Origin of the sequence: Acinetobacter sp. 10FS3-1, from assembly GCF_013343215.1 — a bacterium.
GTDB lineage: Bacteria > Pseudomonadota > Gammaproteobacteria > Pseudomonadales > Moraxellaceae > Acinetobacter > Acinetobacter lwoffii_C.
In genome coordinates, this window is the sequence record NZ_CP039143.1 from 1,151,650 (window position 1) to 1,164,673 (window position 13,024).

Sequence of the window (13,024 nt, forward strand, 5' to 3'; positions counted from 1 at the left end):
CGTGACGTATCGTGCATTATTATAGTTATTGATTTCGTCCACTAGACAAGAAAGAACAACAGTTTAACGAGCCAAATTTTTAAAAATATGACGTAAGCTTTCTATGGTCTTTTCAATTTGCAGTGGAGTAAGCCCATCAAAAGACTGTTCAAGTACCACATTGGTCAGGTCGTTAATCTTGTGAGTCATTTGCATCCCTTTTTCTGTGAGTACGACACGTGTGATACGCGCATCATCTTCACAAGAATAAGTTTCTACTAAACCTTCATCTTTGAGTCGATAAACGATCTTGGTGGTGGTCGACATTTTCGATACCACCATTTCAGAGAGATCGGACACGCTGGCATGGGGTTTGGACTTTAGAGCCAGAAGAATACGGCGACGCGAGTTATCTACCCCATATTTTTTCAGCGCGTGGTCTACATTTAATACATATTGCGCATGCACTTGAGTGACCCAGTAATAAGGAAAATTTTCCAGGTTAAAGTCGTCGGCACAAGGTAGAAATTTTGCATATTTTTTAGTCATAAAGTGTTCCTTTTATTTATTGTTTTAAAGCATTAACATTTTATGAAAAAGTTTATATGTGTTTCAACCTTTATTTAGAAAATGTTAATTGTTTGGCATTTTTTAAGAGCTTCTTAATATAAAAACCAAACTATTTATAAATTGCTTTAATCCCAAGAATTCAGGGCGGTTCCGATGCTTAATCAATTAAAAGTGTAATCACAGACCAAACGACATCAGATTTTTCACGGATTAGCCCCCAAAAAATTAGACGTTATCTTAATCAATAATATGTGCAAATTTCAAGCTTTTTGATATAAGAAAAATATATTAAATCAGTATTCTAGCCTGTATATAAAGCCTCTATTCTTTAAAAAAAATAATGTTATTCATGTAAATAGGAATGGAAGTATGACTTCGTCGGAATTTTTTCTTTGCTGAAAAGATTGAACTGATGAGTCAGTAATTTTTTTACGAGCATAGAAAAATCCGTTCTTAATAAGATCTTTTATCGAACACACCCGATCAGTTTGGTACTTTATTCAATAGATAAAAGCTTTTAAAAAAAATTGTAATAAGTTATTTAGAAAATAAATTTGTCGGTTAAAAAGCAGCTTAAAGAGGGCTGGAGGAGAAAATTTCTGGTAAATCTTGTGTAAATTAATTGGTCATAGAATTCTGATTTTATGCATAATGTGGGAATCTAAGTTAAAAAGGTTAAAATTGAATGGATCCTTCGCCGTGTGCTCATCTTCCATCTTGTTCTCTGAATGACTCAAATGGGGTGGGTGTCTAATGGAGTTTTTATTAGATCCCGGAATTTGGGTAGGTTTAATAACACTTGTTATTCTTGAAATAGTTTTAGGTATTGATAACCTGGTCTTTGTTGCGATTCTGGCGGAAAAATTACCTCCTGAGCAGCGAGACAAGGCACGTGTGATAGGCCTGTCTCTGGCCTTGTTTATGCGTTTGGGGCTGTTATTTGCAATTTCATGGCTGGTCACCCTGACCCGGCCATTAATTCAAATATCTGATTTAACATTTTCTGGACGTGATCTGATTTTACTTTTCGGTGGTTTATTCCTGGTCTATAAAGCTGTGGGGGAACTGCATGAAAAAGTTGAAGGAAAGCCTGAGCTTAAAGTTACAACAAATGTAGCCTACGCAAGTTTTAGTGCTGTTGTGGTTCAGATTGTGATTCTCGATGCTGTATTCTCTCTGGACTCGGTGATTACTGCCATCGGCATGGTTGATAATATCTACATCATGATGGCCGCGATGGTGATTGCGATGGGCGTCATGCTATTTGCATCTAAGCCATTAACTACTTTCGTGAACCAGCATCCGACTGTGGTTATTCTGTGTCTCAGCTTCCTGCTATTAATTGGAATCAGCTTGATTGCCGAAGGTTTTGGCTTCCATATTCCGAAAGGTTATATCTATTCTGGTATTGGCGTGGCAATTGCTATTGAAGCATTCAATCAGTTTAGCCAGCGTAATGTTGCTAAACATGAAGCTAAAATTCCCTTACGTCACCGTACTGCAGACTCTATTCTCAAGTTGATGGGCGGGCGTATTGAAACTACGGGAACTGAAAAAAATGAGGCACAAGAAGCCTTTGCAGATGAAGAACGCTATATGATTGGAGGTGTTTTAACACTTGCCGAGCGTTCTGTGGCCTCAATTATGACACCGCGCAACCAGATTTCCTGGGTCAACCTAGATGACAGTCCTGAAGAAATCCGGGAAAAAATTCTGTCGGTGCCACATAGTCTCTTTCCGGTATGCCGTGGTGGGCTGGATAAAGTCCTGAGCGTAGTACGCGCCAAAGAGCTGTTAGATGTTCTGGATGAGCCGGAGGAGTTCAAAGCCTTAATCAAGCGTCATCGTCCGATCTATATTTTTGAACGCATGAAAGTGATTGATGCAATCAATACCTTACGTGCCTCGAAAGGCTCTCTGGTACTGGTCAGTGATGAATTTGGACATGTACAGGGGTTGATTTCACCGCTGGATGTCTTTGAGGCAATTGCTGGTGAATTCCCGGATGCTGATGAGCAGCTAGATCTGGTAAAAATTGATGAGAATCACTGGAAAGCTTCAGGCATGCTGGATCTTTATCAGCTTGAACTTGAGCTGGGCCTGATGGATCTGATTGAGGAAGATTCGGGCTATATCAGTGTTGCAGGTCTGATTCTGGACAAAACCCATACTGCGGTTGAAGTAGGGACGGAATTGAACTATCAGGGTATCCAGTTCAAGGTGACTGACGTCGAAAATAACCGGATTAAGACGGTGAGTATTCATTACCCGGTTGGATAGGCTGCTAAATAGCTACTATCAATAAGTCAAACCAGCCAGTTGTCGTCATGACAGCTGGTTTTTTTATATCCAGGTATTTAAAGAAGACCGTCCTATCAGGAAAGATAAACTGGAGTATGGGTTTAAAAGATAGATAATCCTTATTTCAGTATTTTACAGAATCCACTTAGAACTATTTGGCCTGAATTGGCCATTAAGTTTTAGGGATTGCTTGATAGGAAGTGACTTGCTATACAGCATGAACTTGCCTGAGAGCAGCCAACCTCCTGGCTAATCTGGTTTTAAGGATGCAAAATTTTAAAATTGGCCTGCTGGCTCATGCTATCGATATTAAGCTGATGAATTTCATTCAGAAAAGCGACATTGAAGTGTCCAAGCTGCCGGGATGTTTGAAAAGCCCGTTGACCTGCAATCGAAAAATGTACATGGGCAGCCAAGGCAGCAATCACCGGCGCCGCCACGGCGCTATATGCGGCAATCAAGGCACCCAGCGCACATCCTGTCGCCGTCACGCGGGGTTGCAAGTATGAGCCACCAAGTACCTGAAGCACCGGATAGTCTCTGGAAATAATATAATCTGACTCACCTGAAATCGCGATACATGGGGTTTGTTCAAGCAGACATTGGGCTTGTAAATAAACCTCGGCACTATCTACGGTGCTGCCTACGCCTTTGGATTCAGTCTTCTTGCCAGCCATGCTGCCAATTTCTGAAGCATTGCCGCGTAGAATCGTCGGCTGATCGTTGATAAGCTGATCCACGACTGCCGAACGCCAATGTAATACTGATCCATAACCGACCGGGTCCAGTACCCAGGGCTTGCCTAAGCTATGGGCTGTACGCGCAGCGATTTGCATGGCCTCGACCTGTTCGCTGGTCGGTGTCCCCAGATTCAGACTAAGTGCAGCTGCAATGTTGATAAAACTTTCAGCCTCATAGGGATTGTCAATCATGGCCGGTGAAGCATTTGCTGCGAGCAGGACGTTAGCCACATAATTACTGGCCACCACATTGGTCATAATATGAACCAGAGGCTGCTCTTGCTGAAGTTGATGCCAGGCTTCACAGATCTGCTCAAGAAGCATGTGCTCTAAGTGGGATGAAGACGTATTCATAATGATCAATTCTAAAAATAGAAAACTGTGGAGGAAGCCGGTCAGCGCGTAAAATAGTGATCCTGATGCTTGCAATTACGGCAGAACAAACTTACATAGTCGCTGGCATCATAGTCAACAGACAGTTCTTGTGAGCCACAGTGCATACAGCGTTTTTGCGAGTAAAATTTTAGCCGCGGTTCGATTTTATGCCATGAACGCCAGATCGGCTGAAAAAAGATATTTTCATCATAACCCAGCAGACGGTAAAACAGGATGCCGCTCATCTTGCTTAAAGGAAGCTGAGTGGGGCGTGGCAGGGTAAAGGTTTCCCATTTCTCATTGAGAGCGCGTTCGCGGTATTGCTGCAAGGTTTTCTTTAACAGATTGGTATTGATGAAATTTTCATTACATGGTTGTAGGGCTTTTTGCTTATAGAGATATTCCAGCGCATTCTGAACCAGATAATAAATCTGCCCAACGGCCAGTACATCCAGCAAGCGATAACAGAAGGCTTGAAAGCTTTTGTTTCCTGCAATCTGGATACCCCAAGTCCGACAATAGAACTGGGCAAACTGAATAATTTCCTGATACAGTAAGGTATACAGGGCATCTTTGACTTCATCTGAACTTTTAAAAGGTACGCCTTTGCTTAGGTTTTCATAAAACCAGGCGCGCAGTTGCTGGGCAATACTAAACAGGCTGGGTTCAGAATAACCGTCCAGACGGACATTGATATAATAGTGCTGATTTTCCGAAGCAATATCTTTAGGAATCAAAATCTGGTCTCTCAGCAGATTTTTGATCAGCCCTTGCTGGAACAAATAGTTAGGGCTAATCATGTGATATTTGATCTGTTGCCAGTCAATATATTCGTGATGATGAATATGTTCCTGAACCTGATCATCCAGAATAGCCAGCAAGAACAGTTTATGCAGGAAACTGAGCTGAGTCAGTTCATATTCACGTTGATCCTGTTTCTTGTGATGCTGATGACTTTCCTGTAGTCGGGTTTCTTTGAGCAGCCGTTTACGCTGTGCTAGACAATGCTCACAATAACAGTTGTGCTTTTGCTCAGGATAAAGCTGATGCTGGCAATGACTGCATTCATGAAAGTTAATATCCTGATCATATTGTTCTGCTTCAATCCAATACATCGACGCCCTGCAAAGCGGGCATTGTGTACTTTCATCAAGCTGTTTTTGCAGAACATTAAAGACCATAAGGCATATATAAACTCAAAAAGGAAAGATGATTATACACAGCTGGCAAGAGGATGACAGGGCCGATAAGTAGGCAGTCTGAACAGAACAGGAAGCGCTGGGACAAAAGAGCTCAATGGGAAAAGATAAAGTGCTAAGCTCTGATGAGCTTCAATGTCACCCTGATTCAGCTTTCAGCTTTCAGCTCAGCATTCACTTATCTTAATTTTCAAAGCATCGGCTTATAAAAAATATCAAATCTTCTCCTCATTTGGCAGGGAGACTTTTTCGTGGGATACAATTGCTCTCTGATTATACAAAATGCATTGAAAGTGCTGCACTAAGCGCCCATATTAGAGCTAGGAAAAGAAAAGCACCCACAGTGTTTATCATTTGACAGATGCTTTTGACATCGAATATGTCAGAACGATAAAAGATTAGGACAGGATATGAATATTGCGGCGAATCCGGTGATCGAAGCTGATCAAACCATTTATTTAAAAGACTATCAAAAACCTGTTTTCGTGGTTGATTCGATTGATCTGAATATTCAGGTTTATGAGGATCATACTCTGGTGAGTAGCAAACTGGTTATGCAACGTCGGACTGAGGGTCCTCTGGTTTTGCTGGGCCGTGACCTGGAGCTACAATCGATCAGGTTAAATGGTCAGCAGTTGACTGAAAAGGATTATCAGCTCGACAGTGAACAACTGGTAATTACTCAGGCGCCTGATCAGGCCGTGATTGAAACAGTTGTGAAAATTCATCCTGAAACCAATACCATGCTGGAAGGTCTGTATCAGGCCAGTTCGGATCTGTTTGTTACCCAAAATGAACCAGAAGGTTTTCGCAAGATCAGTTTCTATCCTGACCGTCCGGATGTATTGTCAGTATTTACGACGCGTGTCGAAGCAGATAAAAAATATCCTGTGCTATTGGCGAATGGTAACCTGCTGGAAACCGGTGAAGCCGGCGAGGGCCGGCATTATGCCATTTGGGAAGACCCCACCAAAAAGCCGAGCTATTTATTTGCCTGCGTGATTGGTGATCTGGCCGTTATGAAAGATTCCTATGTCACTTCGGAAGGCCGAAATGTGGCGCTGGAAATTTATGCTGAAGAAAAAGATATTCCAAAATGCAAGATTGCCATGGAAGCACTTAAACATTCTATGCGTTGGGATGAAGAGCATTATGGCCTGCCATATGACCTTGATAACTATATGATTGTGGCGACCAGTGCCTTTAATATGGGTGCTATGGAAAACAAAGGCCTGAATATCTTTAATACCTCATGTGTACTGGCCGATGAGGAATATACGACTGATGCCGCGATCATGCGGGTACAATCTGTAATTGCCCATGAATATTTCCATAACTGGACCGGCAACCGGATTACCTGTCGTGACTGGTTCCAGCTGTGTTTAAAAGAAGGTTTAACGGTGTTTCGTGACCAGTCTTTCTCGGAAGATTTGCAATCGGCCGCCGTACAGCGGATTGATGATGTGGCCGTTCTTAAAGCCCATCAGTTCCCGGAAGATTCAGGCCCTTTATCACATCCGCCACGCCCCGATCATTTTGTCGAAATCAATAACTTCTATACCGCAACTGTGTATGAAAAAGGCGCGGAAATTAACCGCATGATGGCAACCCTGCTGGGTAAGGAAAAATTCCGTCAGGGCACAGATGAGTATTTCCGCCGTCATGATGGTCAGGCCGTTACCGTAGAGGATTGGATTGCGGCTTTAACGGCAGGTTCTGGTGTTGATCTTTCTAACTTCCTGACTTGGTATAACCAGCCAGGTACACCAAAACTGGTCGCAGAAGGACACTATGATGCGGCATCGCAAACCTATCGCCTGAGCTTAAAACAAAGCCTGAAAGTGCATCCGAAATATCCGAATCTGAAAGCCGTGCCAATTCCAGTGGCTCTGGCCCTGTTTGATGCAGCAAGCGGCGAACAACTGGTCCTGAATTCTGAAGCCTTGTTTGAAAATTCGGTCAAAGACGGGGTATACCTGTTTGATCAGAATGAGGCAACGATCGAATTTAACGGTGTAAGCAGTAAACCCGTGGTGTCTTTACTGCGTAATTTCTCTGCACCGGTGGATCTGGAATTTAACTATTCAGATGAGGAGCTGGCGTTCTTGCTGCAATATGAAACCAATGGTTTTAACCAGTGGCAGGCGGCACAAACCCTGTTAGAACGTATTTTACTGGACAATCATCCTTCAGATATTTATATCGAAACCATGCTGAAGACACTGCCTGAGGTTATCCAGAAAGATCCATTACTGGCATCACGCCTGTTTGATGTGCTATCTGAAGGCTATTTAGGCAGCCGTATTGATCAGGATTATAGCCCGGCCACGATTCAGGAACAGCGTGATGCCTTATTGCATACTTTGGCACGTGCGTTTGGTGCGACAGCCAAAGATATCTATCTGAGCCTTGACCCTGATCTGCAAGCTGATTTCTCTCAAGCGATGGGTACACGTGCGCTGAAAAATATCCTGCTGATGATGATGGCACGTCAGGGAGATGAATCAGCGTTTGAACTGGCAGAGCAGCAATATCAAAATACCCGCAATATGTCTGAGCGCTTAGGGGCATTGCGTGTACTGGTCTGGAATGATGCACCGCAAGCAAAAGCACTGCTCGATGACTTTTATACCCGCTTTAAAGATGAGGCGCTGGCACTCGACCAATGGTTTATGCTGCAAGCAGCTCATCCGCAAGTAACAGCAGAAGAGATTCAGGCGCTAACTGCACATCCGGATTATGACCTGAAGACACCAAACCGTATCCGTGCGGTGAGTGGTGGCTTGAATGCCAACCCGGTCAATAGCTGGAGTTTTGGTGTAGAGCATTATATTGGTCTGGCGAAATATCTGGATGAGAAAAACCCGATTGTGGGTTCACGTTTACTGCAGGCATTATCTCGCTGGTATACGCTGATTGAACCACAGCGTAGCGAAGTCAAAGCCCAACTCGAAGCTTTAAAGCCGGTGGTGAAATCTAAAAACGTTTCAGAAACGTTGAATAGTATGCTGAACGTGTAAAAAGTATGATTAGAGAAGCCGGATCAGATGATCCGGCTTTGTCATTTCTGCTAAAAGGGGGGAAGGCGTATTTGAAAGCAGATTTTACCTAATTTATCACATACAGGTGTACAGATGGTTTGCAGCAGAGCGTCACTTGCTTGTTCTGCTAAGCATCGAAATTATGAAAATGTCTTTCAATTAAATGATGAGGGGGGATTCAAGATGTTAGTGAAAATCGAAGATGGTTTTTATCTAAACACTCAACATATTATTGCGCTGCAGGTTAGTAAAAAACCGGCCAATGATCTATTTGAAATTTCTATCCAATATACGCCTTATTCTGCTCATCAGGCGGCTGAACATAAAAAGGTGTTTGCCAGTCAACAGGATGCAGAAAGATTTCTGAATGAGCTAAACCAAAAAATGCGTTAAAAGAAAAGCCTGTCGAGTACAGGCTTTTTATTTTAATAGGAGAAATTTACTGCTTTACAATCAGGACCGGAATTTCAGATTGTGCTAGCACATTTTGTGCGACACTGCCGAGCATCAGCTTCTGCAAACCTTTGCGGCCATGCGAACCCATAATAATTAGGTCAGTCGGTGAATCTAGAGAAGCCTGCAAGATACCTTCCGAGGGCGCCATGCCATGAATAATTTTAGTAATCACCGGAACGCCGTCACGAATAAAACTTTCCTTTAGTTCAGTTAGACGATCTAAGGCATGTTGCTCTGCCTGCAGAAAATAATCAGTTACTGCCGGCGCGACTTTATAAAAATCGACGCCTTTAAATGGATCGACAGCAATAACACTTAATAAGGTAACTTTGCTATGAAAAACCTTTGCCATTTCCAAGGCATGCTCTGCCGCGGCATAGGAAATCGAGGATTCATCGAGTGCGACCAGAAGATTATCGTAATTTTGCATGGTGTTTCCTCATCATTGTTATAACAGTTATGGGCAGTACAAGAGGGACAAATCCAAATTTTATTTGAAGGAATAGAAACTTAGTTTTTAAGGGCAGTCTTTAAAGTTTTTTGCGCATTGTTCAGGTGCGCAAAAAACCAGAAGATTGTTCAGATTATTTTTTTACAACCATGACAGGTACTTGTGTTGCGCTGAGTACATCCTGTGCGAAACTGCCCAGAATCATTTTCTGGAATCCTTTACGGCCATGTGAACCCATGACAATTAAATCAGCTTGAACTTCTTGGGCTGTATTTACAATATGTTCCGCATTCACCAGACCCGTCACAATGCGCGTATCGGCCTCAATACCTTCTGCTTCTGCAAGAGCAGCCGCCTGTTTTAAAGAGTTTTTAGCATTGGCATGCGCCTGGGCAAAATATTCTTTCATAATTGTAGAGCTATAATAAAAATCTGCCTCAGTAAAAGGATCTTCTGCAATCAGGCTGATCAAGTAAAGTCGGCTGCCAAAAGCTTTGGCAATTTTTGCAGCATGCTGAACAGCAGAAAAAGAAATTTCTGAGCCATCTACTGGAACTAAAATATTTTGATAGGCCATCGTTTTTCTCCGGATGTCATGTGTTTTTTAGGCTTTGATTTATTGATAACACAGTGCTGTAACAGGTGCAATTGCAAAAAGCTGAAAGGGCATAAAAACTCATTTAATTACAAATATATTTCACATAAGTAGTATGAAATTTAAGCGAATAAAATTGAGGAAAATACTCGGATTTTAGTTTTTATTGCCTAAGCCTATCGCCTTCATCATTTAATTTTTATATGCTTCTGCTGGGACTGCTGTTGGTCAGGATTGAAATATTATGGGGGCTATTTTGAGGTATTCAGGAATCTGTCTGGCATTGCTTGGAGGATTGAGCCTGGCAGGCTGTCAAAGCGCGGTACAAAATAACCGGATTATTGCGAGCGCCTTTAATTTAACTACCGGCATGCAGCAAAAGTTGATGGACCGTTATGCGCCTGAAACGGTGCGGGTACACTCCAATATTGTCTATGCGACTGAGCAGAATTTAAATCTGGATTTATATCAACCACAAAATGTTCAGGAGCTTGGCCCTCGACCAACCGTTATCTGGATACATGGAGGTGGCTGGATTTCTGGCTCTAAAGAGCATGCGCGTGGTTATTTCAAACTGCTAGCAGCGCAAGGGTATAATGTGGTCGCTGTACAGTATCAGTTTGCACCCCAAGTGGTTTATCCTGCGCAATTACATCAGATTAATCAGGCGCTCGAATTTATTAAAACATATGCAGAGCGCTATCAGATTGATGCAAGACAGCTGTATCTGGCTGGAGATTCTGCGGGTGCCAATTTGGCGAGCCATTATGCTGCACTGTTAACTAATCCTGAATTTGCACGGCAGTCTGGTTTTCGTCCGAGTATTCAGCCGGAGCAGCTTAGAGGGCTGATTCTGCATTGTGGGATCTATGATCTGGAAAGCTTTATTCATCAGGCACCTGAACTCAAAATCATGGAGTGGGGTGTAGATAATCTGTTACAAGCCTATATCGGGGATCAAAAAGAGAATACACAATTTCTTCAGCAGATTTCCCCCATTCATCAGCTCTCGACTACGTATCCACCTGTTTTTATTAGTGGGGGAAATAAGGACTTTTTGACCGATACCCAGTCCATTCCGTTTGTACGCGCACTCGAAGCCAAAAATATTCCTGTGATGCCCGTCTTTTATCCAGAATCTAAGGCTTGGCTGATTCATGAATATCAGTTTTTTATGGCCAAGAAAGAAAGCCAGCAGACTTTTTTCAAGACCATTGAGTTTTTACATCAGTATTCTTTGTGAGTTTTGATTCATTTTTATTTGATTTTAGCCTCTTTTTGATTCAGGAAATTTACCTGAACGGGCTTAAGCCGAATGTGCTTAAGCCAATATTCAGGCTGTTTTAGGTTTGGATTTGAATAACAGATACACCAGGATACCCAGTAACAGTCCCCAGAATGCTGACCCAATACCTAAAAACTGGATATTTGAGGCACTGAATAAAAAAGTCATTAGGGCGGCCTCACGCTCATGACTGTCCTGAAAAGCCAGCGCAATGTTATGACCGATTGTACCAAACAGGGCAATGCCGGCTAGTACAGTGATCAGAATACTGGGAAAAGCCATCAACAAATTACTCAGGGTGGCTGCAAAAAGACCCATCAGCATATAACAAAGCCCGCCACTCATACCGGCAATATAGCGTTTTTGTGGATCTGGATGTGCTTGGGCATCTAGGCTAACGGCAGCACTAATAGCGGCCAGATTGATACTAAAGCAGCCAAAAGGTGCCAGAACTGCCTGGGTCATACCGGTCCAGCCGAGAATCGGATTCACTTTAGGCGGATAACCATAGCTTTTAATCACGGCCAGGCCAGGCAGGTATTGGGATGCCAGATTAATAACCAGCAAAGGTAAAGCCAAACCTAAAATAGCAGACAGGCTAAACTCAGGCGTGGTCCAGACCGGTTGAGCGATAGCCCAGTTCAAGTCAGGCGGGTGAAATTCAATAAAAAAAGGACATAGAAAGATCGCTGCAAATACTGTGATAACAATACTATAGCGTGTGCTGAGCTTTTTAGAGATAAGATAAATGGCCAGTACACTCAGTACAAATGTCCAGGATTGTTGCAGGCTGCCAAAAACTGAAATTCCGAATTTAAGCAAGACACCCGCTAGCATGGCAGACGTCAAGCTTTGTGGAATAAACTGGAAAATTCGCTCAAAAACTCCAAAAAATCCGAGACCCGCCACCAATAGCCCGCAGACCAAAAAGGCGCCTATCGCTTCGGCCAGACTATAATGTCCATTAGAGGCAATAATCAGGGCCAGTCCTGCCGTCGACCAGGCTGTTGAAATGGGGTATTTATACTTCCAGGACAGTAAAAATCCTGAAAGGCCTATCCCAATCCCAAGTGCCCATAACCAGGAGCTGATTTGTGCCGGACTTGCTCCCAGACTTTGAGCGGCTTCAATCACCAGTACTGCAGAGACACTGATGCCAATCATGCAGGTCATAAAACCCGCTATGACGGCCGGCAGGGAGAAATCTTGTAATAGTTTTGACATCGTCCATAATACAATTTTTTAATGCGCCTAAATCATACGCTTTTCATCTATAAACACAATCTATGAGGGAGTTTTTTATCTCATTTCAAACTTGAAAATGATTACATATAGGCAGTTTTAGAGGGTTGAAGTTGCCAGTTTAAAACCAAAGCCGCAGAATAATAATCCTACCAGCGCGACTGCAGTAGCCGTCAACTTATAGTTTTCATTGAAATAAGTAGCCAGTTTAATCCCGGAAAAAATCAGGATAGACAGATAGCTCATGCTGATAATTTGCAAAATGAGGGCCAGCAAGATAAAGGTGAGTGCAGGATAAGAATAGGCCGGATCTACGAATTGCACAAAAAATGACAGATAAAACAAAATCGCTTTGGGATTTAAAATACTGATGGTCAAGGCTGTTCTAAAAGGCCGAATTGTCTCCGGGCTTTTAGAGGCTGTTGAATCTATTGAATGGAGTTGAACCAATTTTCGTGGAAAAAAGGTCTTATAAGCCGAAATAATCAGTTTTATACCTAAATAGCTTAAATACAGTGCGCCAACAACCTTTAAGCCGATAAACAAAAGGGGAAAGGCATGTAAAAGTGAGGCAGCTCCCAAGGCTGTACACAGAATCAGGATCGTATCGCCGGTATAGACGCCGAGTGCTCCCATATAACCGGTTTTAATACCAAAACGGGAAGCAATTGACATGACATACAGGGAGTTCGGGCCGGGAAGTATCACAATTAAAATTGTTCCGATAATATAGGTCGTCAGATCTGTGATACCAAACACGAAGAGCTCGCAAAAGAAAAAGCCGATGCAG

Annotated in this window: 11 protein-coding genes; 4 read left to right on the plus strand and 7 right to left on the minus strand. The window is 42.7% G+C overall.

Annotation, left to right across the window (positions count from 1 at the left end):
- Positions 1–63: 63 nt before the first annotated feature.
- A complete protein-coding gene (locus tag E5Y90_RS05400) occupies positions 64–528 on the minus strand; it encodes a MarR family winged helix-turn-helix transcriptional regulator (protein WP_151205119.1) in 465 nt (154 codons plus the stop codon).
- Between the two features lie 774 nt (positions 529–1,302).
- Here E5Y90_RS05400 and E5Y90_RS05405 point away from each other — a divergent pair.
- The gene (locus E5Y90_RS05405) at positions 1,303–2,829 is read left to right on the plus strand and encodes a TerC family protein (RefSeq protein ID WP_174659618.1); all 1,527 of its coding nucleotides are present in this window, start codon (positions 1,303–1,305) and stop codon (positions 2,827–2,829) included.
- Positions 2,830–3,110: 281 nt separating this feature from the next.
- Here the strand turns inward: E5Y90_RS05405 and thiM are convergent, their stop codons facing one another.
- Positions 3,111–3,944 (minus strand): hydroxyethylthiazole kinase, encoded by an 834-nt coding sequence (gene thiM, locus E5Y90_RS05410; RefSeq protein ID WP_174659619.1) that lies wholly within the window; start codon positions 3,942–3,944, stop codon positions 3,111–3,113.
- Positions 3,945–3,985: 41 nt separating this feature from the next.
- Positions 3,986–5,146, minus strand: coding sequence for a hypothetical protein (locus tag E5Y90_RS05415; protein WP_174659620.1), 1,161 nt, complete (start codon positions 5,144–5,146; stop codon positions 3,986–3,988).
- A 428-nt stretch (positions 5,147–5,574) separates the two neighbouring features.
- Between E5Y90_RS05415 and pepN the strand changes: the two genes are divergently transcribed.
- Positions 5,575–8,184 carry an aminopeptidase N gene (gene pepN, locus E5Y90_RS05420; protein ID WP_174659621.1) on the plus strand — a complete coding sequence of 870 codons (2,610 nt, stop codon included), beginning with the start codon at positions 5,575–5,577 and terminating at the stop codon, positions 8,182–8,184.
- Positions 8,185–8,388: 204 nt separating this feature from the next.
- Positions 8,389–8,598 carry a hypothetical protein gene (locus E5Y90_RS05425; RefSeq protein ID WP_174659622.1) on the plus strand — a complete coding sequence of 70 codons (210 nt, stop codon included), beginning with the start codon at positions 8,389–8,391 and terminating at the stop codon, positions 8,596–8,598.
- A 46-nt stretch (positions 8,599–8,644) separates the two neighbouring features.
- On the opposite strand, the gene E5Y90_RS05430 is transcribed toward E5Y90_RS05425, so the two are convergent.
- Together E5Y90_RS05430 and E5Y90_RS05435 are read right to left on the minus strand one after the other, a co-directional pair.
- Positions 8,645–9,091 (minus strand): universal stress protein, encoded by a 447-nt coding sequence (locus tag E5Y90_RS05430; RefSeq protein ID WP_151203263.1) that lies wholly within the window; start codon positions 9,089–9,091, stop codon positions 8,645–8,647.
- A 154-nt stretch (positions 9,092–9,245) separates the two neighbouring features.
- A complete protein-coding gene (locus E5Y90_RS05435; RefSeq protein WP_174659623.1) occupies positions 9,246–9,689 on the minus strand; it encodes a universal stress protein in 444 nt (147 codons plus the stop codon).
- 262 nt (positions 9,690–9,951) lie between these two features.
- Here E5Y90_RS05435 and E5Y90_RS05440 point away from each other — a divergent pair, with 262 nt between their 5' ends.
- Positions 9,952–10,950, plus strand: coding sequence for an alpha/beta hydrolase (locus E5Y90_RS05440; RefSeq protein ID WP_373688394.1), 999 nt, complete (start codon positions 9,952–9,954; stop codon positions 10,948–10,950).
- A 90-nt stretch (positions 10,951–11,040) separates the two neighbouring features.
- Here the strand turns inward: E5Y90_RS05440 and E5Y90_RS05445 are convergent, their stop codons facing one another.
- Entirely contained in the window at positions 11,041–12,216 is a 1,176-nt protein-coding gene (locus E5Y90_RS05445) for a benzoate/H(+) symporter BenE family transporter (RefSeq protein WP_174659624.1), read from the minus strand.
- A gap of 117 nt (positions 12,217–12,333) precedes the next feature.
- Positions 12,334–12,993 (minus strand): leucine efflux protein LeuE, encoded by a 660-nt coding sequence (leuE, locus tag E5Y90_RS05450; protein ID WP_174659625.1) that lies wholly within the window; start codon positions 12,991–12,993, stop codon positions 12,334–12,336.
- Between the last annotated feature and the right edge of the window lie 31 nt (positions 12,994–13,024).

Coding starts and splice junctions, on each gene's coding strand:
- E5Y90_RS05400 (WP_151205119.1), bottom strand. CDS start 528: ATGACTAAAAAATATGCAAAATTTCTACCTTGTGCCGACGACTTTAAC.
- E5Y90_RS05405 (WP_174659618.1), top strand. CDS start 1,303: ATGGAGTTTTTATTAGATCCCGGAATTTGGGTAGGTTTAATAACACTT.
- thiM (WP_174659619.1), bottom strand. CDS start 3,944: ATGAATACGTCTTCATCCCACTTAGAGCACATGCTTCTTGAGCAGATC.
- E5Y90_RS05415 (WP_174659620.1), bottom strand. CDS start 5,146: ATGGTCTTTAATGTTCTGCAAAAACAGCTTGATGAAAGTACACAATGC.
- pepN (WP_174659621.1), top strand. CDS start 5,575: ATGAATATTGCGGCGAATCCGGTGATCGAAGCTGATCAAACCATTTAT.
- E5Y90_RS05425 (WP_174659622.1), top strand. CDS start 8,389: ATGTTAGTGAAAATCGAAGATGGTTTTTATCTAAACACTCAACATATT.
- E5Y90_RS05430 (WP_151203263.1), bottom strand. CDS start 9,091: ATGCAAAATTACGATAATCTTCTGGTCGCACTCGATGAATCCTCGATT.
- E5Y90_RS05435 (WP_174659623.1), bottom strand. CDS start 9,689: ATGGCCTATCAAAATATTTTAGTTCCAGTAGATGGCTCAGAAATTTCT.
- E5Y90_RS05440 (WP_373688394.1), top strand. CDS start 9,952: ATGGGGGCTATTTTGAGGTATTCAGGAATCTGTCTGGCATTGCTTGGA.
- E5Y90_RS05445 (WP_174659624.1), bottom strand. CDS start 12,216: ATGTCAAAACTATTACAAGATTTCTCCCTGCCGGCCGTCATAGCGGGT.